We start from the raw sequence: 22352 nt of genomic DNA, 5'->3' as shown, positions 1-22352 counted from the left end.
GCTAACTGGGATCTGGCTCACGGACTGGATTACCCACACGATCCCGTTGATGCTGATGGCGATCTGCGGAGCCGTAGCGTACCTCTTGTGGACGCTTTCGCTAACGCAAAGCCCCCACGCACGCAAAGCACGATGCTTGCTGGCCGCCAGCGTCATTGGTCCGATCTGCCTGCAGCTTCTACTGCCCGCCCAAATGGGCGGGTCAGAGGTCTTACAGTTGTCATTGCTGGCTGCAGCCGGGTTCGAATTGTCCGCTTCCGAGGCGTGGGGGGACCGTCGGCGCGAGCGGACGGGCCGAACCCTACCGTCCAACGAGGAACTGCCGGAGCATCCGTTCCGCGATATCAACCCCAGTGGTTCGTGACAGGGCCCGCCAGCCCGGCACGGCGTTCACCTCAAGCACAAGCATCCGTCCATCGAGTGCTGGGAGCACGTCGACTCCAGCCACTACGGCGTCCACGGCAGCCGCAGAGCGTCGTGCCAGGTCGGCTAAATCGGGCGTCACTTCGAGTGGTTTGGCGACGGCGCCTCGGCTGATGTTGGTCCGCCAGTCGTCGGGGTTCACACGTCGCATGCCGAACACCTCGTCTCCGACAACCAGCAACCTCAGATCGGCGCCGTGGTGCGGCACGTATTCCTGTAAGTAGATCACCGATCCGAGCTGCTCGAGAGTGCGGAACACGCGACTGGCGACCGCCTCGTCCTCGAGCCGCGTGATCCCGCGGCCCTCGCCGCCGAACAGGGGCTTGAGCACTGCGTCGTTTTCAAGGCGAACGAACGCCTGAGCCGCGGCCTCTGCGGTCTGGCAAGTAAACGTCCGCGGGGTAGGCAGGCCAGCCGCCTGCAGGCGAGCCAGGGCCAGGTGCTTGTCGACCGCGGCCTCGATCGCCTTGGGCGGGTTCAGCACTGGGACGCCGGCGTCTTGCAGGCCGGCGAGCGCGTCCATCCGGAACACCACCTGCTCGAGCGATCCCGGCGGCATGGTGCGGATCAGCACGCCATCGCAGGTGGTCAGGTCGTGCTCGCCGGCGGTGACGCGGATCCGCGGCCCTTGTAACTCCGCGGCGAGTTCTGCGAACGAAGCCGCCTGCAGCCGCCACCGACTCCCGGCCGCCCGCTGCAGGTCGGCGAAGTACCAGCTCTCCGGCGAGCCGAGCACGGCCACGTTCATGGGCTACGCCAATCCGAATGACTGCCGCAGCACGTCGGGGCAGAAGTCGCCCGCCGAGTGGCTGCGGCCCGTGTCGAGGTTGACGAGGGTCGCCCGCGCCGGGCTGAACAGCAGCTTGTCGATCTGGTAGAAGTCGTGATCGTAGGCGGCGAACACCTCGGCGAACGGCCGCCCGTGGTCCGGCGACGCGCCGCTGGGGAGTCGCGGAGCGATCGCGGCGAGCGACTCGTCGTCGCCGCGGACATGCAGCACGGCCTGGCCGCCATAGAGGATGGCGTCGTTGGTGCGTCCGATGCCCGACAGCGTATCCCCCGCCACGGGTGGCAGCGGGGCGACGCCCCAGGCGCTCGCCACGCGGGACAGGTCGAATCCGAGCTCGTGCAGCTTGTGCAGGGCGGTCTCGATGCTGCGGGCGACAACCTGCAGGCTGCCGGCGGTGCTGTTGGTCGGCGCGTAGAGCAGCGTTAGCTTGTCGACAGGCACGCCGCACTTGTGGGCGATCTCGGCACAGACCTCGGCGGTCGGCGGTTGGTCGGTCTCGAGCAGGCCGAGGCACGCCTCGGCCTGCTCGGTGTGGCCGATGGTGGCGAACAACTCCTCGCGCCCCGCCGCGGCCCGCATCGGGCCCGATCCCATCGCGAAGTAGCCTCCGGCCTTGACCTCCCAGCCGGCGTACTGCGCCGCCATGCACGCGGCCACCGGGTGATCGGTCCGGACGACTACCGCGGGCCCCTCGTCTCCCGTGACGCGTGTGACGCCGATGCTCACCGAGCCGAGCCCGGCCATCGACGCCTCGGCCATCAGTCGGCCGGCCTCGAGTCCGCCGGCGGCGGACGCGCCGCAGTCGATCACGCGGGCGCCGCCAATCAGCGAGACATCGACGCGCAGCCGCAGCGCGTCGGCCGCAATCTGGTCGGCGACCGTCAGGGCGCGATGGTTGAGAGAAAGTGGCGTCAAGGGGAACTGATCAGTGGGGCGCAAGCTGGGACCAATGTCACCCCCAGCGTAGCGGACCCGACGTTACTTGAACAACGACCCCATTGGGGCCAGCCGGCTGCCGATGCCGTTGAGCGTCCCCCCCGCGGCGGCGCCGGCCAACGCCTGGAGCGACTCCGCCGGGGCTCCTATCGCCGCGGCAACCTTATTGTTTAGCTGGTCCAGCTCGCCGGTAAGTTGCTGCAGCTCGGCGGCCACGGTCTGCTTGCCTTCGTCCATCAGCTTGCTCGCCTGGCTGGCGGCGAGTCCACGGACCGCGTTGTCCATCGCCTCGGCGACCGCCGGGCCGGCGGTCGACCACACCTTCCACTTAGGATCGTCGAGGTTGCCCGAGAGGGTGACCGTGGTGACCATCCGCGGCGTCTGAGCGAGCTGCTTGGCGAGCGACTCCTCCAGCTGCGAGTCCTGGATCACGCCGCCGAAGGACGCCTTGAGGTGCGGCGTCACGCGGACGTTCTGCTGCACCAGCTGCATGTCGCCGGCAAGCTCTTCGCCGGTGATCTGCAAACTAACCGACAACGCGGCCGTGCTCGGGTCGACCGTCAGCCCGAGCTTCTCGGCGTCGCCGAGCGCGAGCCGTGGGATTGCCATCGCCGGGCAGTCGATCACCAACTCGTCGGTGGGGACGTCGCCGCAGCGGTTGAGCTTGGCCCGCACCTCGATCGGCGCGGCGCCGGAGGTGGTCAGGCAGAGCCGCATCGGCTCACCGAGCACACGCGGCTGGGTGGTGAAATCGGAGAGCACGCCGCTGAACTCCAGCGGCCGCCCCGCCAGCCGAGTCGCCCCGCTGACCTTGAGCGAACGCACCAGCAGGTCGGGCGTCTGCTTGACGCCGGGCAGCAGCACGTCGACGCCGCGTGATCGCCCCTCGCCGGCGTCGCCGCTGGTGGGCGCGAGCTTGCGGGCCCAGCGGAGCCACGCGACCAGCTCCGAGACCGGCCCGGCAATCTGGTCGCCGAGCAGGTAGGTGCTAACCGATTCCGCGTCGATGTTCTTGACGTTGAGCTTCTCGCGGATCATCGCCTCGTCGTGCTGACGGGCGACGGCCACCGCCTCGCGGTCCGCCTTGACTTGGGCGGGCAGCATTGCGAGCCGTTGCTTGATCTCGGCTAACTCGGCCTTGAACCGAGTGATCTCCTTGGGCACGCCTTGCAAGAACTCCACGTTCCGGAGCGGGTTCGAGCGGGCCTCTTTCACCTTCGCGGTGAACGACTTGATTTCTGTTTGGAGCTGCTTGGCCCGCTGCTCGAGCGAGCTGTACTCCACCGGCCACTTCTGGCGGAGCTCCTTGGCCAGCCGGACCGACTCGAGCTGCATGTCGGCGGTGAAGCGGTCCTGCACGCCGGACAGCCACTGTTCGGTCGCCTCGGCGGTGATCAGGTTCGGCAGCGCGAACCCGCCCGCGGCGTCCTCATCCTGCTCACTCTCGGGCAACGCGCCGGAGGTCTCGCGGGGCGTGCCGAACCGCAGGCCGGCCAGCTCGCCCTCGCTGACCCACGCCTTCTTGCGGAGCGCGGCGGCCGAGTCGAAGTCGAGCGTCAGCCGCTCGGCTTCTATCAGGTTGGTCATCGGGTCGCGCGGGTCGGCGACCGCGATGCCGGTGAACTCTGCGTTCGTGCGCAGCAGCGAGGCGCTGCCGCCGGCGATCTCGACCTTCGCGCCAACCGCGGCCTGGCCGGATTGCACGGCCGCCAGCCGCAGCGCATAAGCCGCCCCGTACTCGGAGAACAGAGCGAGCAGCAGCAGCAGCACGACTCGGGGGACGATGTAGCCCCAGCGGAAAATACGCATCATGATCCCCCCCCAATGCCCGCGGCGTTTAGACGCGAGGTTAGGTCGAGGCCCATCAGCGCCCGGGCCACCTTGTACCGCATCAGCCACTTCGCGACCGGCGGCTGCACCTTCTCGGCGATCATGTGACTCAGCAGGTAGCAGGGGTACGCGGCGTAGAGGCCAGTGATAAACGAGCCAAGCACCACGGTGTTGTTGAATCCAATCCATGGCCCGAGCGGCTGCTCGTACAGCCAGACGAGCGTCGGCTGGAGCGAGTCGATCTTCAGCAACTGGCCGCCGAGTCGGTGGAAGAACGGGTCGCCCGCCAACCCGATCCAGGAGAAGAGGGTCGCCGCGGCGAGCCCGGCCGGTTTGTTCACCCGCAGCGACAGCAGCAGGACTCCCAGGGACACGGCAAGCAGGTTGCCCTTAGGAACCAGGCCTAGCATCACGCCGATCGCTACTCCAGCAGCGACCTGGCGAGGCGAATCATTAGCGAGCAGCACCCCCACCGACTGGCGGAGCGGACGCAGCAGCATCGATAGCATGGAACGACTCCCGAAGAGCATGATTGCTCAGTACGCACAAAAGCGCACTCTCGTTTCATTGCATCGGATTGCCGGCACAATCGTCTTAAGCGGAAAATCTTAACACCACATGCGGGTTAAGGCGCCTCTCGGACGTGAGAGTCAGCTACAATTGTCTAGGTAAGACAGGGGGATTACAGCCGGCAGCCACGCGGCTTTGTGCCGGCTGGTCCGAATAGATTCCTAGGCGATCTATTTGGCAGAGTTTTAGGGGAGCGATCGCAACACGCTAGCGTCACAGCAGTTGCGTCGCAAAAGCACGTTTTGTTCGCCGCAAAATGATGTGGCCCCGCAAGAGTCTTCGCGTCACAATTCCACGGCTTGATTTCTGACTCCGCAGTCTTCTACCAACTGCCGCGGAGTCGAAACCCCGAGGGGAATGCTATGCGGATGAAGTTGTGCGCCCTGGTCGTATGCGCTGCGAGTGCCGTTTTCGCCAACGCGCAAGGCGTGGTCGAAGAGACCGGCACCCTGCCAGAACTAGTCGAGCGGCTCACGAGCCACGACTACCTGCTACAGCACCCGTCGCAAGACAGCCGCCCGTATGTCGAGCCGGGCGACGCGCTCCGCCTGGCGCGACGCGCCGCCTCGTTGATGGCGGTGGGCGAGCTCCAACAGGCCGCGGTCACGGCCGCGCAGATCGGCTACGAGCTGGTCGACTTCCACGACACTGAATCTCGCAACCGCTACTTCGTGCTCCGCGAAGACCTCGCTAGCATCGAGCAGCTGCGGGGCTGGGGAGCCTACCTGCTCAACCCCGCTCCGAAGTTCAACACCCTGGTCGAGGCCCCCCACCCGCTGGGAGACTCCGAGACCGCGCCGCTCGCCGCCCGCGTGTTCGAGAGCGGAGCCCGCGGCCTGCTGATCGCCGGCGCGCACCGCAAGAAGGCCGACCTGCCTGACTTCGTCGAGTCGGTGTTCCACCAGGTGCACTCCGCCTGGATGGGCGGGCAGACCCTGCTGCCGGTGCTGCAGGTGCACGGCTTCGCAGCCCGCAAGCACGACTTCCCCAAGGACGCGCAGCTGATCCTGTCGACCGGCGGCGGCAGCGTCACCAAGGAACTCCTGAAACTCGACGAGCGGCTCGACGAGCACGGCTTCCCAAGCTACGTCTACAACACGCTCGACCCGACCTCGAATCGCAACCGCCGCGTCAACGGCGACTCGGCCGGGTCCCGGTTCCGCTCGCTCGCGGCGACCAAGAACGTGCAGGGCCAGCACGCCCGCGGCGAGGGCAGCGCTTTTATGCACCTCGAGTTCGACTACGACCTGCGTCACGACAAGGACCGCAGCGTCAAAGCGGCCGAGGTAGTCGCCTCGGCGATGCTCGAGATTGCTTCGGTGGAGTCGTTCAACGCCCCCATCGAGACGCCCCCCACCATCACCGTCGCCCGCAACAAGCCGCCGCGTAGCAACGCCAAGAACGCCCGCCGCGGCGGCTAGAGTGCGTTCGCCTCGGCATTGGCGGGTCAGCGTCGGTCTAGCCTGCGGTTCGCCTCGATCTCGGCGTCGAGCGGCTTTCCATCGAGCAGGTGCTCGGCGTACTGGCCGGCCACCCACGGCGCCCACAGCGTGCCGTTGGCGCCCAGACCGTTGAGCACGCCCACCAGCTCCTGCCCCGGCAGCGTCCCCGCCAGCGGCCGCCTCGTCCGGACGATCGGCCGCACGCCCGCCTGGTGTTCGACCACCTCGTAAGGCACGCCGAGCATCGCGTCGAGCTTCTCGCGCAGCTCAAGCAGACCGGACTTAGTGGGCGTCGCCGAGTCGTCGTCGCGGTCGAACGTCGCGCCAACGCGGAACCGCGCCTCGCCCAACGGCGCCATCCACACGCTGCGCTGCACTACCTGCTGCCCAATCGACTGCACCAGGGCCCCCGCCGCGCGGACTGTCAGCAATTCCCCCTTGCCCGGCTCGAACGGCAGCCCGCCGGAGTCCCGCTCCGCGAACCCGCGGCACAGCACGACCCGCCGACCTCGGTCGGACGCGACACCGGCCAGGACCTGATCGAGGGCGCCATCGGTCAAGACGTTCGCCTCGAGGTACTGCTCGATCAGCATGCCACCAGCGGCGAAGTACGCACGCGAATGATCAAGGTACGCCGCCACATCAAGCCGGGCGCCAAGCACCCGGCAGCCCCCCAGCGGCGCCTTGAAGCACCCGCCCAACTCACCGGCGTCCCGGGCGACCACCCACTCGCACAGCGGGCCCTCGACGCGGCGTTCGAACTCGCCGCGTTGCTGCTCGTCGACAAACAGACGCGTGATTGGTTCGACCTCCACCAGCGGAATGCCCAACCGCTGCTCGACCCGGCGGTAGAAGGCGAGGGCGGCGGGCCACGCCTCTGCCGCCCGCCACGCCAGCCCGAATCGCTTCCCGCCGACCGGCGCCAGCAGACCCGCCGCGACCCGCGAGGCGGTCGGTTGCGTGCCGCCGTCCACCAGCACCGGACGCCCACCACGCAGGAGCACCGCCCACGCGAGCGTCGTGCCCGCGATCCCCTGTCCCGCGATAAAAGTGTCCACTAACGCCACGATTCAGGTTCCCTTCGGCCCCGGCGGGCCCCGCTGCGAGGCGATATAGCATCCCCGGCGAAAACGCCTACAATAGACGGTTTGGCCGCTACGCCCTACCAGCCCTCGTCGTGATGTCGAAAAACCACAACGTCTTCCTGTCGTCCGACGCGGCGATCGAGCACTACGGCCTCGACCTCAAGAACCGCGGCTTGGCCGCGTTGCTGGCCTGGCTAGTCCCAGGATTGGGGCACTTCTACCAGGGGCGGAACGTCAAGGGCACGCTCTTCATGCTCTGCATCGGAACACTGTTAGTGTTTGGCATCTACGTCGGGCAGGGCCGTGGGGACACCGTCGCCCAGGTGGTGCACGCTTCGACCGCCGACTTTGCTCCGGGCGGGGGCCGCATGGGCGGCGTCCTCCAGGCTGCGGGCGCCCACTGGAAGTTTGTCTGCCAGTCGGGCGTTGGGGCCGTGGCGTTGCCCGCGCTGGTGCAACGCGACCGCGCACGCAAAGGCCGGCCGGCCCTGCTGGGAGGCCTGTTTGCTCCGCCCGACATGGAGGGCAAGCACACGAGCCTGGACTCGAGCGGGCACGAGGTCGAGCACCCCAACGAGCTCGCCAAGTGGAACTACGACGCCGGCTTCGCGTTTGAGGTCGGCACGATGTACACGGTGATCGCCGGCCTGCTGAACCTGATCGTCATCTACGACGCCGCTTACGGCCCGCTCGCCAGCGCGCAGGTAGCGGATCCCGATCCCGACGATTCCAATCCCAAAGACTCGGACTCCTAGCCCACCCCGCCAACGGTTGCCGTTATGTTGCTGCTACTCGCTTCCCTGCTGAGCCAGCCGCTGCTCGCCGAGACCCGACTGTGGTACGCCGCGCCGTTGATCGTCAGCGTCAGCCTGGTTTTCTCCGCGACCCGGCACGAGCGCCCCGACGAAATCCTCACGCACGCGCTGCGCTTCGGCGGCTGGGTGCTGGTGTTCATGGCCGTGGTCACGTTCGTGATGCAGTTCATGGCCTGGCTTCAGTAGCCGCGCCGTGTCCGGAGCCGCGCCGTGTCCGGCGCGCGGCCGGGTCCCGCAGGGATTCCCACGCCCCCCAAAATCGCCGATACTTGTCGTCCACACGCGTCCGTAGCTCAATTGGATAGAGCACTGGTCTTCGAAACCAGGGGTTGCAGGTTCGAGTCCTGCCGGACGCGCTGCTATTCTCAAGGTCAGGGGAAGCCGTTCTCCGGAGGCCGATCTGGGATTGGCTACAAGACGCCTAGGCCTGCACGGCGTTCCTGATGTGGCGTCGTTGCGGAGATTCTTTCGGCACGGTTATGCCCCTTGGCGGACTCGGTGTGGCTATAATGACCGCGGTAGCTTCATTCGCCTCGTTCCGAGGCAGAAGCCAATTCGCTGCTTATCGAGGAGCCTTTCGGTCGGGCGACCTGGCGGTCTGCCGAACGTGGCTGGGGCTAGAGTTGAATCAGGCTGCCCCGATACGCGCCATCGCCCCATTTCTGACCGCCCGATGCACAACAAGAACAAGTCACTCAGGTTCGAACGCCTTGAACCGCGCGCGATGCTGCACGCCGCGCCGGTCATTTCCGAGTTCGTCGCGTCGAACGACGGCTCGCTGCTCGACGGCGACGGCGCCAGCAGCGACTGGATCGAGATCTACAACCCCACCAGCGAGCCAATTAACCTGGCCGGGTGGCATCTGACCGACCGGGCGAACAACCTCGACAAGTGGACCTTCCCGTCGGCCCCGCAGTCGTTGCTCGGGCCCGGCGACTACCTGGTCGTGTTCGCGTCGGGTCAGGACACCGAGACCTACATCGACCCCGCCGGCTACCTACACCTCGACTTCTCGCTCAGCGCCGGCGGCGAGTTCCTCGGCCTCACCGATCCGCTGGAGACCATCGTCTGGTCGTACTCGCCCGAGTACCCCCAGCAGCTCACCGACATCTCCTACGGCGTGCCGACCCAGGTCGTCGAGCTGATCTCGGAGTCCAATGTCGCGACCGCGTTCGTTCCGACCTCCGGCGTGCTGGATACCGGCGCCTCGCCGGTCTGGACCCAGCTTGGCTTTGACGACTCTGGCTGGGCGACCAGCAACGGCGGCCCGGGCGTAGGCTTCGATGCGTCGATCGGCCAGCAGCCCGGACCGGCAAACGGCACAGAACTCGGCGACCTAATGGGCGGCGACCTGACCGACCCAGAAGACGACGGCGACCTGGCGGTGACGTTCGTCGGGGGCGCGTCGAGCAACTCTCCGACCGGAGAGGAGCCCGCCAAGGCGCTCGACAACAACGACGGGGCCAAGTGGCTGGCGTTTGCCCCAGAGGGGACGTACTACCAGGTCCAATTCAACGACAACCTGCCGCGGTTTGTCGACGGGTACACCATCACTTCCGCCAACGACGCGCCCGACCGCGACCCCTACAGCTGGACGCTCAGCGGGTCCAACGACGGGGTGAACTACACGGTTGTCGACACACGAACCGCCCAGGACTTCGACAGCCGTTTCCAGACGCGGCTGTACGAGTTCTCGAACACCGCCGGGTTCACGCACTACCGCTTCGATTTTCAGACAGAGTACGGCGTCACCGGCGCCAACCGCCCGGTCGCGATTCAGCTGGCGGAGCTCGAGCTCTTCAGCTCTGAGACCTTCAACATGGGCCAGCTGGTGGACCTCGACCTCCAGTCGGACTGGGAGGCCACGCGGAGCAGCATCTACCAACGGGTTGCGTTCGATGTCGCCGACCCCGCAGCGCTCGGCGCCCTGTGGCTCGACATGCAGTACAACGACGGCTTCGTCGCGTACCTGAACGGCGCCAAGGTGGTGGTGGCGAACAGCCCGGAGAGCCCGACCTGGCAGTCGCTGGCGGTCACGGAGCGTGAGGACTCCGCCGCCTTCACACCGCAGCGGTTCGACCTGAGCGCGTTCCACGGGCTGCTCGTCTCCGGCGCCAATGTTCTGGCGATCCACGCGTTGAACGACAACGACTTCAGCAGCGAGATGCTCTCGCGTCCACGGCTGACCGCCGCGGCGCTCGACACGGGCCCGCCCACCGAGTACTACTTCGAGACCCCCACGCCGGGCGGCCCGAACGGCGAGGGGCGGCTTGGCTTCATCGAGGCGCCGACCTTCAGCACGCCGCACGGCTTCCACGAGCAGTCCTTCGCTCTCACGATCGCCAACAGCACGCCCGGCGCGCAGGTCTACTACACGACCAACGGCGACGCACCGACGCCGGAGAACGGCACGCTGTACACAGGCCCGATCCAAATCGATCGGACCACCGCCGTGCAGGCCGGCGCCTTCCTCGACGGCTACTACGACTCGCCTACGGTCAGCAGCACCTACATCTTTGTGAACGACGTGGTGTCGCAGAGCTACGCGACCACCCTGGCGGCCGGGTTCCCCACCAGCTGGGGAGGGGTCTCGCCCGACTACGGGATGGACCCGGACGTGATCGGCTACTTCAATAGCGCGGGCGGCTCGCTCGGCGGCGACCTGTTCGGGGGTCAGTACGCCAGCACGATCCAGAGCGACCTGCTGGCGATCCCCACGCTGTCGATCGTGATGGACACCGACGACCTGTTCGGGCCCGACGGCATCTACACCCGGTCGACCAATGGGGGGATCGACTACGAGCGGGCGACGTCGGTCGAGCTGATCTACCCGGACGGGTCTGAGGGTTTCCAAGTGAACGCCGGGATCCGCGTCCAGGGCGGCGCCTTCCGCCGGCACGACCTGAGCCTGAAGCACTCGCTGCGGCTCTTGTTCAAGGACGACTACGGCCCGACGAAGCTCGATTTCCCATTCTTTGGCGACGACGCGGTCGACAGCTTCGACACCATCACGCTGAGGATGGAGTCGAACGACGGCTACGCGTGGAACGGCGCCGGCGACAAGGCGCAGTACGCCCGCGACATGTTCGCCAGCCGCACGCTGTCTGCGTTGGGGCAGGTGTCGACGCACGGCAACCGCATGCACCTGTACCTCAATGGCGTCTACTGGGGGGTGTACAACCCCACCGAGCGGCCCGACGCCTCGTTCGCCGCCATGTACTTCGGGGGCGACAAAGACAACTGGGACGCCATCAACGACGGCAGCCCCACCGACGGCGACCTCGACGCGTGGAACGCCATGGTCGCGATCGCCCAGGCAGCGGGCAGCGGCTCGAGCGTCGACCGCGCCGCCGCTTACCAGCAGCTGCAGGGCGCCAACCCCGACGGCTCGGACAACCCTGCATTCGAAGACTACCTGGATATCGACAACTACATCGACTACCTGCTGGTCAACTTTTACGGGGGCAACGTCGACTGGCCACACCGAAATTGGTACGCGGTCAGGGAGCGTGGCGCCGACAGCACAGGCTTCAAATTTGTGAGCTGGGACGCCGAATCGACGATGAACCTGTTCGGCTCGAACGTCAACACTAACCGCCTGGGCGTCAACGAAGAGGCGGCCCTCCCCTACAGCTTCCTGCGGAACAACGAGGAGTTCCGCCTCCGCTTTGCCGACCACGTGCACCGCGCCTTGTTCAACGACGGCGCCCTGACCACCGCCAACACGATCGCCCGATACGAGTCGGTGCTTGCCGAGATGGACCAGGCAATCGTCGCCGAGAGCGCTAGGTGGGGCGACATGCACTTCTCCACTCCGCTCACCAAGGCCCAGTGGGAGGCCGAAGGTCAGTCGGTGATCGACACGTTCCTGACGCCGCGCACCGCCGTGCTGTTCAACCAGCTCCGCTCCGCCGGCCTGTACCCCACGGTCAACGCCCCTGCCTTTAGTCAGCACGGCGGGCCAACGCCCTCCACAGGCCTGGCGCTGGCGATGACGTCCAACGATGGCGTGGTTTACTACACGCTCGATGGCGCCGACCCGCGGGCGCTCGGGGGGGGCGTCTCCGGGGCGGCCTACACGGCGCCCGTGCTCGTGACGCCCGGGACCACGGTCAGCGCCCGCACGCTGACCAACGGCGTGTGGTCTGCCTTGAACGTGGCGGAATTCACCGCGGTGTCTCTGCCGGGCGACTACGACGGCGACCTGGCGGTCACCGCGGCGGACCTCTTGGTCTGGAAGCAGGACTACGGCAGCACCAGCTCGCCCGCCGACGGCAACGGCGACGGCCGCGTCGACGCGGCCGACTACACGATCTGGCGTGATAACCTCGGCGCCCAGGCGGCGATTGTCCCCGCCGCGAGCTCCCAGGCCGAGTACGCCCAGTCTGATTACGTCCAGGCGGGCTCCGAGAACTTCGCCACTGACCCTATCGACGGCAGCTTCGGCGAAGCAACAGCCGCGGGGGAGACGGCCGATGTGTACGCGTCGAAGGTCGCGTTTGTGCTCGCGCCGGTGATTGATCTGCCCGCCGCTACATCAGCCGCCGTCGAGACGCAACCGTCGTCTGGCGGCAGCGCACCAGCCCTGGAACTCTTCTATGCCGCGTTCGAGGGCCGCCGAGACCACCTAGGAGACTGGGTCGAAGAGAGTGGGCCGCTCGCACCGAAATCCACGATCGCCGGCGAGCTGCCGACGCAGACCATCGCGGCGCATGTCCGACCGGACCTCGAGGCGGTGTTCGGCGTCTGGCAGTAGACCGGCGTGCTGACGAGCGGCCTGCCAGGTGTGCACGGCGTTGTCAGATCGGGCCGCCGCCGGAGCCAGGCCGCCGAACTCGGCGCCGCCCTGCTCCGGTCGGGGGGTGGAGCCGATCTCTAGCGGGGGCTCGCTCGGGTTCAGCAGCAGACCGTCGCCCGCCGGGGCGGGGGAGGGCGTCGCCGAGGGGGGGGCCGGCAGCACACGCACGCCTGGGCCGCCGCCGCCGCCCAACGCCTGGTAGGCGTTCACCACCGCCGCGAGCTGCTGGCGTTTGGTGTCGATCAGCGTCATCTTGGCTTCCATCATCTCGCGCTGGGCGAGCAGCACCTCGACGTACTCGGCACGGGCGTTCTGGAACAGGTTGTTGGCGCTCACAACCGAGGCCTCCATCGCTTCGAGCTGCTGCTTCTTGAAGGCGATGCTCTCGCGGTAGTTCTCAACCTTGGAGACCTGGTTGATGACCTCGGTGAAGGCGTTCAGCACGGTCCGCTGGTAGTTGTAGACCGCCTGCAGCTGCTTCGCGTTGGCGCTGAGGTAATCGGCCTTGATCGCCTTGCGGTTGATCACCGGCGCGATCAGGTCGCCCGCGGCGTTGTAGATCAGCGACTCCGGGCTGGTGAACAGGTACCGCGTGTTGAACGCCTGGTAGCCGACGCCGGCGCGGAGCGTGACCGATGGGTAGAACCTCGCCCGGGCGACCTTCACGTCGAGTCCCGCGGCGCACAGTTCTTTCTCGGCCTGGCGGATGTCTGGCCGGTTGAGCAGCAGGTCGGACGGCACGCCCACAGCGAGCGCGTGCAGATTCAGGTCGACGTACTCGACCGACATCCGCTCGACCGGCTGTGGGTAGCGGCCGACCAGGAAGTTGATCCGGTTCTCGGCCTCGAGGATCTCCTGACGGATGATAGCCCGCTCGCTCTCGTTCTTCCGGACCTCCGCCTGGAACCGCTGCACGGCCAGCTCGGTGCCGCGGGCGGCCTCCTTCATCGACTTAGCATTTTCGAGGCTCTGCTGCTGGATCTCGATCGTCCGCTCGAGGGTCTCCATCCGGTTGTCGAGCGCGAGCAGCTCGTAGTAGTTCTCGGCGACCTCGGCGACCACTCGGGTCACGACGTAGTTCCGCCCGTCACGGGTAGCCAAGTACCGGTAGGCGGCGGCGCTCTGCGCGTTGCGGAGCTTCTTCCAGATATCGAGCTCCCAGAGGATGTTTGTCGCCACCAGGAAGTCCGGGAGCGGCTCGGGGAACGGCTTGCCCGGCGCGACGGTCAGCTGGTCCTCGACCGCGCCCTCGCGGGTGAAGCGGCTGGACTTCTCGATGCCGGCGCCGGCGCCGAAGGTGACAAACGGCAGGTACTCGCCGCTGAGGCCGTAGGCCTCGAGGCTGGCGATGCGGACCTCCTGCTCGAGGATCCGCAGCTCCTGGTTGCCGTTCATCGCCTGGCAGATCAGGTCGGTCAGCGCGGGGTCGTCGAAGAACTCGCACCAGCCGATGTTGGCGGAGTTGTCGGGGTCGACGCGTCCGTTGTAGTCGCCCGGCATGGCCGGCCCCTTCTTGGCGCAGCACAGGTCGGGGATGCAGCACGAGGGGGCCGACAGCAGCAGGCAGGCGATCACGATCGCGGGCAGCAGGCGGCTGCTACGGGTGTCGCTCGAATAACTCGCTGAGGGGGTCATAGTGTTCATCCCTGATTAAACTTCGTTTGTCGGCCATCCTGCCGAACAAGTAGTAGAGTCCTGGGATTACCAGCACTCCGATCACAGTGCCCACCAGCATGCCGCCGGCGGCGGTGGTGCCGATCGTGCGATTGCCGATGGCTCCGGCGCCGGTCGCAAATACCAGTGGTATGAGTCCTGCGATAAATGCGAATGATGTCATTTGAATCGGTCGGAAGCGTAGCTTGCCTCCTTCGATTCCGGCCTCTGCAAGGGACAACCCCTGCTGCCGTCGCTGGACCGCAAACTCTACGATGAGAATTGCGTTTTTGCCGAGCAGACCGACTAGCATGACTAGTCCGATTTGGGCGTAGACGTCGTTTGTGAGGCCCATCAGCTTGAGGAAGTAGAACGACCCGAACACCCCAATCGGAAGGGAGAAGATCACCGCCAACGGGATGATAAAGCTCTCATACTGCCCAACCAGAACCAGGTAGACGAAGGCCACCACGATAATGAAGATGTAGACCGACTCGTTCCCCTTGGAGGCCTCGTCGTAGGACAGGCCCTCCCAGCCGACGTCATAGCCGTGGGGCAGGGTGGCGGCGGCCACCTCCTTGATGGCGGCGATTGCCTGGCCGCTGCTGAAGCCCGTGGCGGGCGCTCCCTGGATCGCGGCGGACGGGTAGAGGTTGTAGCGGGTGATCTCGTTCAGCCCCTGCTTTTCTTCGAGCCGCATGAACGCGGAGTACGGCACCATCTCGCCGGCCTCGTTCTTGACGAACATCGTCTCGAGGTCCTCCGGGTAGCGGCGGAACTCGGGCGCCGCCTGGACGTACACCTTGTAGAACTGGCCGAAGCGGATAAAGCCCTGCTCGTAGGTGCTGCCAATTAGGATGTTGAGGTTCTCGAGCGCCGCCTCGATCGAGACGCCCTTCTGCATGGCGATGTCGTTGTTAACGATCAGCTCGTACTGGGGGTAGTCGCTGGAAAAGAACGTGAACAGGTTCTTCAGCTCGGGGCGTTCTTCCAGCGCCGCCATGAACTCCTCGGTGACCTCGCCCAGCCGCTGGTAGTCCGACGAGTTGGTCTTGTCCAACAGGCGCATCGAGAACCCGCCGGCGGCCCCGAAGCCGGGGACCGCGGGGGGCTCGAAGAACTCGATTTTGACGTCGCTCAGCCGCTTGCACTTCTCCTCGAGCTCCTCGATGATCTGGCGCGCGTCGAGCTCCCGCTCCGACCACGGCTTGAGGTTGAGGATGCAGGTGCCGGCGTTGGAACCGCGGCCCTCGGTGAGCACCTCGTAACCCGCTAGCGACGTTACCGAGGTCACCTCGTCGAGCTCCTTGGCGATCTCCTGCAGCTCGTGGCTCTTGGCGTTGGTGTACTCGAGCGTCGACCCCGGCGGGGTCTGGATGATGCCGTAGATGATGCCCTGGTCCTCGCCCGGGATGAAGCCGGTGGGGAGGGACTCGTTGACAAAGTAGATGCCGGCCGTGAACACGCCAACCAGCGCCACCGCCAGCGCCCGCTTGCTGACCGTCCGCTTGAGAATGGCGGCGTAGAAGTCGGTGCCGCGTTCTACCAGCCAGTCGAACGGCTTGCGGACCAGGGGCACGAGGAGCAGCAGGAAGCCGACCCACCCCCACAGCTCGTAAGCCAAGTACGTGACCAGCGCGAGCACCAGCAGCCCGGCGATCAGGTAGAGGATCGTCAGGAAGATGTTTCGCTTCTTCTTCTCGTGCGTCGCGTGCGAGTGCGTGTGCGGCTGGAGGATCATCGCGCACAGCACCGGCGTGAGGGTCAACGCCACCACGCCCGACAAGACGATAGAGGTGGCCATCGTAATGCCGAACTGCCGGTAGAACTGCCCGACCGGCCCGGGGACAAAAGTGACCGGCACGAACACGGCGGTCATCACTAGGGTGATGGCGATGATCGCGCCGCTGATCTCCTGCACGACCTCCATGGTCGCCTTGTACGGGCTGAGCGGCTTCTCGGCCATCTTGGCGTGCACCGCCTCGACCACGACGATCGCGTCGTCCACCACGACGCCAATCGCCAGCACCATCGCGAACAGGGTGATCAGGTTGATCGACAGCCCAAACAGCTGCAGCACGAAGAACGTGCCGATCAGCGAAACCGGCACCGCGATCGTCGGGATGATGGTGGACCGGAGGTCCCCGAGGAACATGTACACCACCAACGACACCAGGATGAAGGCCTCGAGCAGGGTGTGCAGCACCTTCTCGATCGACGCGTCCAGGAACTTCGAGACGTCGTATGCCAGCTCGTAGTCCATGCCGGGGGGGAAGGTCTCTTCCTTGATCTGCTCGAGGGTCTCTTTCACCTCGTCGATCACGGCGGCCGCGTTCGAGCCGGGGCTCTGCTTCAGGATGATGGACGCCGCCGGGTGCCCGTCGATGTCGGAGTAGATGTCGAAGAACTCGGAGCCCAGCTCGACCTCCGCGACGTCCTTCAGCCGGAGGATTTCGCCGTCCGGGTTCGCTTTGAGGATGATATTCTCGTACTGCTCCGGCTTGTTGAACCGGCCGACGTAAGTCAGCACGTACTCCTTGGTCTGCGAGGTCTTGCCGGTCGCTTGGCCCAGCCGGCCGGGCGAGCCGATCACGCTCTGCTCGGCCAGCGCCTCCATGACGTCGTCGGACGACAGGTTGTACGCCCGCATGCGGTCGAGCTTAAGCCAGACGCGCATCGCGTAGGAGCGGTTGCCGAGGTTGGTCGGCAGGCCCATGCCCTGGATGCGTTTGAGCACCGGCATGATGTTGACGTTGGCAAAGTTGTAGAGGAACTTCTGGTCGGCGTTCTCGGCGGTGCTGTACACGTTGACGTACATCAGCATGCTCGGCACGACCTGCGACACCAGGATGCCCTCGCGCTGCACGAGCGGCGGCAGCCGGTTCATCACGATGTTGACGCGGTTCTGCACGTTAACGACGTTGATGTTCGGGTCGGTGCCGGGCTCGAAGTAGATGCGGATGGTCGCCTCGCCCGCGCTGGTCGCGTCCGAGGCGATGTACCGCATGTTCTGCACGCCGTTGATCGACTGCTCGAGCGGGATCAGAACCGAGTCGACCAGCACGTTGGCGCTGGCGCCCGGGTACGCGATCGACACCTGGACCGTCGGCGGGGCGACCGATGGAAACTGCGCCACGGGCAGGGTCTCGATGCCGAGACCGCCGAGGAACAAGATCATCAGCGAGATGACAATCGCCAGCGCTGGCCGGTGGAGAAACTTCGTAAACATTTCGCGGTGGTTCCTACTCGGCCTCGAACTTCAGGTGGGAGAGAACCTCCGACGGTTCGACGTACTCGTACTCGACCTCCTCGCCGTCACGCACCTGGCGGACGCCCTCGAGCACGATCTTGTCGTCGCCGCTGATGTCGCCGCCGATGACGTAGATGTCATCCATCTCGTGGAGCACCTTGATCTCGTGCTGGTGGACCTTGCCGTCGTCGTCGACGAGGAAGATGAACCGCTTGTCGAGAATCTCGTAGGTGGCCCGCTGCGGGATCACCACCGCGCCCTTCAGCTTGCGGTGGATCAGCACCACGCCGGTCTGGCCGTGCCGCAGCAGCCGGTTGGGGTTGGGGAAGTCGGCGCGGAAGGCGATGTTGCCGGTCTCGGGATTGAAGTCGGCCTCGATCGCGGCGATCTTGCCCTCCTGGTTGAACGTGGCGCCGTTGGCCAGCACCAGGTCGAGGTCGAGGTCCTGTTCGCCCTGGGTGAGCTGCGTCTGGTACTCCAGGTAGAGCGCCTCGGGCACATTGAAGTAGACCCACATCGTGCTGTTGTCCGACAGGGTCGTCAGGATGGCCCCCTCGTCGATCAGGCTCCCCTGCTGTTCGTGCAGCCGGTCGATGATGCCGTCGAACGGCGCGGTGACGCTGGTAAAGTTGTACTCGGCCTGCGCCTGGTCCACCTGGGCCTGGGCCTTGGCCAGCTTGGCCTCGGCGAGCGCGACGTCCTGGTCGGAGACCATGTTCTGCTTGAACAGCTTTTGCGAGTTGGTGAGTTCGATCTGGGCGATCTTGGCCTCGGCGATCTCCGACTGCAGGGTCGCCTGGTAGATCGTCCCGAGGATCTTGAACATCAAGTCGCCCTTCTTAACCGTCTGCCCCTCTTTGACCGGGATGTCCTCGAGGTAGCCCCCCTCCAGCGCGCGGATATCGATGTGCCGGCACGAGTGGATCTGGCAAACGTAGGGCGTGGTGGCGGTCACTTCCTTCACCACGGGGCTAGTGACCACGATCGTGTGGTGCACCTCGTGCTCCTCCTCGGTGTGCTGGGCCTCAAGTTCCTCGCACCCAGAGAAGGGAAGCGCGCCCAACGCCAGGGCGGCGGCGACATACAGGTAGTGCTTCATCGTGTTACTGCTTGGCTGCGCCGCCGGGTCCCTGGTGAGAGGACACGGCCCCGGGGGCGGGGACACCCTGCCTGGCAGGCAGGAAGGCGGCGGGAACGGGAGGGAGGAACTGCGTGGTTGGTTGTCGCTATCGGCCCGCGGCCAGCGTCGGCAAGATCTTGCACGTCGTGCAAATTTTTGCGGCACTGAAGGGCGGGCGTGTCAGGCAGCCGCAGCACAATGGCTCCCGATTTCCTCGGGAATTCACCGGCTAGGGCCGCCGTTTGGGTCGGTATCGTCTTGGTAGAACCTCCCCTGGTAGCGAATGGCGGACCAAACCTTGGTGTAGTAGCAATCTCTGCCCCGCGGAACCGCGTCGGTCGATGGTCGTCGCTCGCTGCGGGGGCGGTACTCGCCGGTTGGGAAGCTCACCGTACGCCAATCGCTCGCAGGGTGCTTTCGGCAGTCGACAGGCCGTGATTGCTCCAAACGCAATTTTTGGCCGGCAAGACCGGGTCTGCGTCCAAGGCTCAATGGTACGTCACGCCCAGGGAGCCTATCGGTTAACCCTACCGGCGATGACGGTCCGTATCGGGGAGGCTCCGCACACGATTTCGGCCGGGCCCGCGGATATCGACGACCGCCCGCCGACGGCCTAAGCTCAGTGAGGAACCCACACTGCAGGATGCCTGCAAAGCTTTGCACACCGCCTGCAATTGATTTCGCTACACTCCCCCGCAACGGCCGCTCATGTTCAACGATGACCAGTCAGCTCGCGGGGTAAGGCCACGCTGGGCGATCGCCGCCCTGGCGCTGCTCAGCCTGACCGCGCTCTCGATCGCGGCCTGGATTCTGGCGGACTTTGCGGCCGAGCTGGAGGTGCTCAAGCAGATCTCCAACCACCTCCCTGCAAGCCACTTGCCAGAAGCCACCGAATTGGCCGCAGAATTGCGTTTCCAATCGCGACTGTCTCTTGCCCTGATCCTGATCACCATCGCCTCGAGCATTGCAATGACCCTGCTGGTGCGAGCCTACCTGAACAGCGAGAACTCGCTGCGCGAGGCGCGCGTGCTGGCCACCGACATCCTCGGCAGCATTGACCAGGGCATCATCACGACCGACCAGAACGCCAAGATCCTCAGCATCAACCCGTGCGGCGAGCTGCTCCTCGAGCAGTCGACGTCCGACGCCGGGCTCGTCTTCCCGCCGGCCCACCAGCCGCTCGCCGAAATCTGCCGCGAGGCGCTCCAATCCCACAGCAGTGTCCGCGACCGCGACTACGTGGTTGACTACGCCGGGCACGCCCGCACGCTCCGCGCCGGTTCCAGCCTGCTGCGCGACCACAAGCAGCGGCTCATCGGCACCGTTGTCCACGTCCGGGACGTCACCGAGAAGGTGCTGATTGAGCAGCGACTGCGCCGGATGGAACGCTACATGAGCCTCGGCTCGCTGGCGTCCGGCCTGCAGCACGAGATCAAGAATCCGTTGAGCGCGCTGGCGCTGCACGTGCAACTACTGCGTGAGTCGCTCGAAGAAGACAGCCGATCCGCCGAGGCCCGGGCGACCCTTGACGTCCTGCAGAACGAGACCCGTCGGATCACCAACGTGCTCGAGGGGTTCCGCGACTTCGCCTCGGTCGACAAGCTGACCCGCTGCGACGCCGACCTCGTCGAGCTGGTCCACCGCGCCGTCGGGCTCGTGCTCCCCCAGGCGAAGGGCCAGGGCGTGACCATCGAGACCGCCACGCCCGGCGGTCGCCCCCTCACGGTGAACCTCGACACGGTCCGCATCGAGCAGGTGTTGTTGAACCTGATGCTCAACGCGCTCGCCGCGATGCCCAAGGGGGGGGAGATGTTTGTCGGCGCCAGGGCCGACGGGGGATCGGTTGTGATCGAGGTCGCGGACAACGGCCCTGGGATCCCGGAAGACCTGGCCGACAAAGTGTTCGACCCGTACTTCACGACCCGCAGCACCGGCACTGGCATGGGACTTGCCATCTGTGAGAAGATTGTCAATCAGCACGACGGCGTCATCGACTTCGAGACCTCTCCCGCCGGGACGCGGTTTACGATCGCGTTGCCGACCGTCGACACCCCAACCGTCGAATCCCAAACCACTTCAGCGAGCAACGACGCGGCAATCGGCTGAACCGCGGGTCGCCACCCGCCCGCGTCAGTCGCGTCGAACCCTCGCGACCGCCGCCCATGAGCGATGAAACCTTCAGCGTCCTGATCGTCGACGACGAGCCCAACATTCGGTCCGGCCTCGAGAAGGGACTGATCAAAGAGGCCGATTCGATCGTTCAGGCGGGCGACGCCGACGAGGCGTGGGAGCTCTTCCAGAAAACGCCATTCCAGCTGGTGATCGCCGACATCCGGCTGCCGAGCGCCATGAACGGCCTCGAGCTGCTCGAGCGGCTGCTGCGGAGCCGCCCGCAGACAAGCGTGATCGTGATCACCGCCCACGGCACGGTCGAGACCGCCGTGCAGGCAATGCGGCTCGGCGCGTTCGACTTCATCACCAAGCCGCTCGACCTCGACCTGATCCGTCAGCAGGTCGCCAAGGCCCGCGAGCACCACCGGCTGCAGGTCGAGGTGCAAGAGCTCCGCACCAGGCTGGCGGACGCCGGCGAGGTGTCTGGCATTGTTGGCAACAGCCCCACCATGCTCCGCGTCCTCCGCGAGGTCCGCCAGGTCGCCCGGACCGACGCCACGGTGATGATCTGCGGCGAGAGCGGCACCGGCAAAGAGCTGATCGCCCGCGCACTGCACGACCTGAGCGACCGCAGCGAGAACGCGTTCGTCGCGGTGAACCTCGGCGCGCTGCCCGAGACGCTGCTCGAGAGTGAGCTGTTTGGTCACGAAAAGGGTTCGTTCACCGGCGCCAACCGTCAGAAGCCGGGCTGCTTCGAGCGGGCGCGGGGCGGCTCGCTGTTCCTCGACGAGATCACCGAGATCCCGGCCAAGTGCCAGGTCGACCTGCTGCGCGTGCTCGAATCGCAGCAGTTCAGCCGGATCGGCGGCGAGGAGGTCATGGACTGCGACGTGCGGCTCATCTCGGCGACCAACAAGCTGGCGGCCGAGGAGGTCGAAGGGGGCGGCTTCCGCGAGGACCTCTACTACCGGCTGAATGTCGTGCCGATCAATCTGCCGCCGCTCCGGCAGCGGCGCGAGGACATCCCGCTGTTAATCGAGCACTTTCTTGCACGGCTCTGCAAGCGGCACGCACGCGACCCCAAGACGCTCTCTGCCGACGCGTTGCAGCGGCTGGTCGCAGCGCGGTGGCCGGGCAATGTGCGGCAACTCCGTAACGCCGTCGAGCGGCTGGTCGTGACGGTGCACGCCGACACGATCCACGCCGAGGACCTGCCGGACGACCTCGACCCTGCAACTCCTGGCGCCTCGGCCGCAGATTGCTGCACCCTGGCCGACGCCGTCGAGACGGCCGAAAAGGCCACGATCCAGGCCTCGCTGGCCGCGTGCGGTTACCACCGCGAGAAATCCGCCAAAATGCTCGGCGTAAGCGTCCGCACGCTGCACTACAAGATGAACCGGTACGGGCTGCACTGATCCTGCCGGCTGCTACTAGCTGCCGGCCTGTGCAAGGCGGCTTTGACCGTGCGAGGAATTGCACGGTGAGAAAAGTCTTGCACCCTCGGCGCCGGCGCGTCCGAACCCGCCTG

Annotated in this window: 13 protein-coding genes, 1 tRNA gene and 1 pseudogene; 7 read left to right on the top strand and 8 right to left on the bottom strand. The window is 66.1% G+C overall.

Annotated elements, in window-relative coordinates:
• Positions 1–301 precede the first annotated feature (301 nt).
• The 4 genes from Pla123a_RS05135 to Pla123a_RS05120 all read right to left on the bottom strand — a co-directional run bounded on the left by Pla123a_RS05135 (position 302) and on the right by Pla123a_RS05120 (position 4488).
• A complete protein-coding gene (locus Pla123a_RS05135) occupies positions 302–1171 on the bottom strand; it encodes an ATP-grasp domain-containing protein (protein WP_146584553.1) in 870 nt (289 codons plus the stop codon).
• 3 nt (positions 1172–1174) lie between these two features.
• Positions 1175–2128, bottom strand: coding sequence for a methenyltetrahydromethanopterin cyclohydrolase (mch, locus tag Pla123a_RS05130; RefSeq protein ID WP_146584551.1), 954 nt, complete (start codon positions 2126–2128; stop codon positions 1175–1177).
• Positions 2129–2191: 63 nt separating this feature from the next.
• The gene (locus Pla123a_RS05125) at positions 2192–3961 is read right to left on the bottom strand and encodes a TIGR03545 family protein (protein ID WP_146584548.1); all 1770 of its coding nucleotides are present in this window, start codon (positions 3959–3961) and stop codon (positions 2192–2194) included.
• Positions 3958–4488, bottom strand: a complete 531-nt coding sequence (locus Pla123a_RS05120) for a TIGR03546 family protein (protein ID WP_197527692.1) — start codon at positions 4486–4488, stop codon at positions 3958–3960. Before Pla123a_RS05120 ends, Pla123a_RS05125 begins: the two co-directional genes overlap by 4 nt.
• A gap of 423 nt (positions 4489–4911) precedes the next feature.
• Here Pla123a_RS05120 and Pla123a_RS05115 point away from each other — a divergent pair, with 423 nt between their 5' ends.
• Positions 4912–5970, top strand: coding sequence for a hypothetical protein (locus tag Pla123a_RS05115; RefSeq protein ID WP_146584544.1), 1059 nt, complete (start codon positions 4912–4914; stop codon positions 5968–5970).
• 26 nt (positions 5971–5996) lie between these two features.
• Here the strand turns inward: Pla123a_RS05115 and Pla123a_RS05110 are convergent, their stop codons facing one another.
• Positions 5997–7058 (bottom strand): NAD(P)/FAD-dependent oxidoreductase, encoded by a 1062-nt coding sequence (locus Pla123a_RS05110; protein ID WP_197527691.1) that lies wholly within the window; start codon positions 7056–7058, stop codon positions 5997–5999.
• A gap of 113 nt (positions 7059–7171) precedes the next feature.
• On the opposite strand from Pla123a_RS05110, the gene Pla123a_RS05105 reads away from it, so the two are divergent.
• The 4 genes and pseudogenes from Pla123a_RS05105 to Pla123a_RS05090 form a co-directional block, all read left to right on the top strand.
• Positions 7172–7831: a DUF6677 family protein gene (locus tag Pla123a_RS05105; RefSeq protein ID WP_146584540.1), complete on the top strand. Its 660-nt coding sequence runs from the start codon at positions 7172–7174 to the stop codon at positions 7829–7831.
• Between the two features lie 24 nt (positions 7832–7855).
• Positions 7856–8077 carry a hypothetical protein gene (locus Pla123a_RS05100; RefSeq protein ID WP_146584538.1) on the top strand — a complete coding sequence of 74 codons (222 nt, stop codon included), beginning with the start codon at positions 7856–7858 and terminating at the stop codon, positions 8075–8077.
• Between the two features lie 96 nt (positions 8078–8173).
• A tRNA-Arg gene (locus tag Pla123a_RS05095) sits at positions 8174–8247 on the top strand.
• Between the two features lie 317 nt (positions 8248–8564).
• A pseudogene (locus Pla123a_RS05090) lies at positions 8565–12017 on the top strand (CotH kinase family protein); the annotation flags it as partial.
• Between the two features lie 501 nt (positions 12018–12518).
• Here the strand turns inward: Pla123a_RS05090 and Pla123a_RS24920 are convergent.
• Genes Pla123a_RS24920 through Pla123a_RS05075 form a run of 3 tightly spaced genes read right to left on the bottom strand, consistent with a single transcriptional unit; the run spans position 12519 to position 18691 of the window.
• Entirely contained in the window at positions 12519–14324 is a 1806-nt protein-coding gene (locus tag Pla123a_RS24920) for a TolC family protein (protein ID WP_231956331.1), read from the bottom strand.
• Positions 14287–17571 carry an efflux RND transporter permease subunit gene (locus tag Pla123a_RS05080; RefSeq protein ID WP_146584534.1) on the bottom strand — a complete coding sequence of 1095 codons (3285 nt, stop codon included), beginning with the start codon at positions 17569–17571 and terminating at the stop codon, positions 14287–14289. The genes Pla123a_RS24920 and Pla123a_RS05080 overlap by 38 nt, the downstream gene beginning before the upstream one ends.
• 13 nt (positions 17572–17584) lie before the next feature.
• On the bottom strand, positions 17585–18691 hold the full coding sequence (locus tag Pla123a_RS05075) for an efflux RND transporter periplasmic adaptor subunit (RefSeq protein ID WP_146584532.1): 1107 nt from the start codon (positions 18689–18691) through the stop codon (positions 17585–17587).
• Between the two features lie 729 nt (positions 18692–19420).
• Here Pla123a_RS05075 and Pla123a_RS05070 point away from each other — a divergent pair.
• Complete coding sequence (locus Pla123a_RS05070; protein WP_146584530.1) at positions 19421–20818, top strand: two-component system sensor histidine kinase NtrB; 1398 nt, start codon at positions 19421–19423, stop codon at positions 20816–20818.
• A gap of 56 nt (positions 20819–20874) precedes the next feature.
• Positions 20875–22239: a sigma-54-dependent transcriptional regulator gene (locus Pla123a_RS05065; RefSeq protein WP_146584528.1), complete on the top strand. Its 1365-nt coding sequence runs from the start codon at positions 20875–20877 to the stop codon at positions 22237–22239.
• Positions 22240–22352: the final 113 nt, after the last annotated feature.

This window comes from Posidoniimonas polymericola, from assembly GCF_007859935.1.
In the GTDB taxonomy this organism is placed as follows: domain Bacteria; phylum Planctomycetota; class Planctomycetia; order Pirellulales; family Lacipirellulaceae; genus Posidoniimonas; species Posidoniimonas polymericola.
The sequence above is the reverse complement of the archived record's forward strand: the minus strand, read 5'-3'. Positions and strand labels throughout refer to the sequence as shown.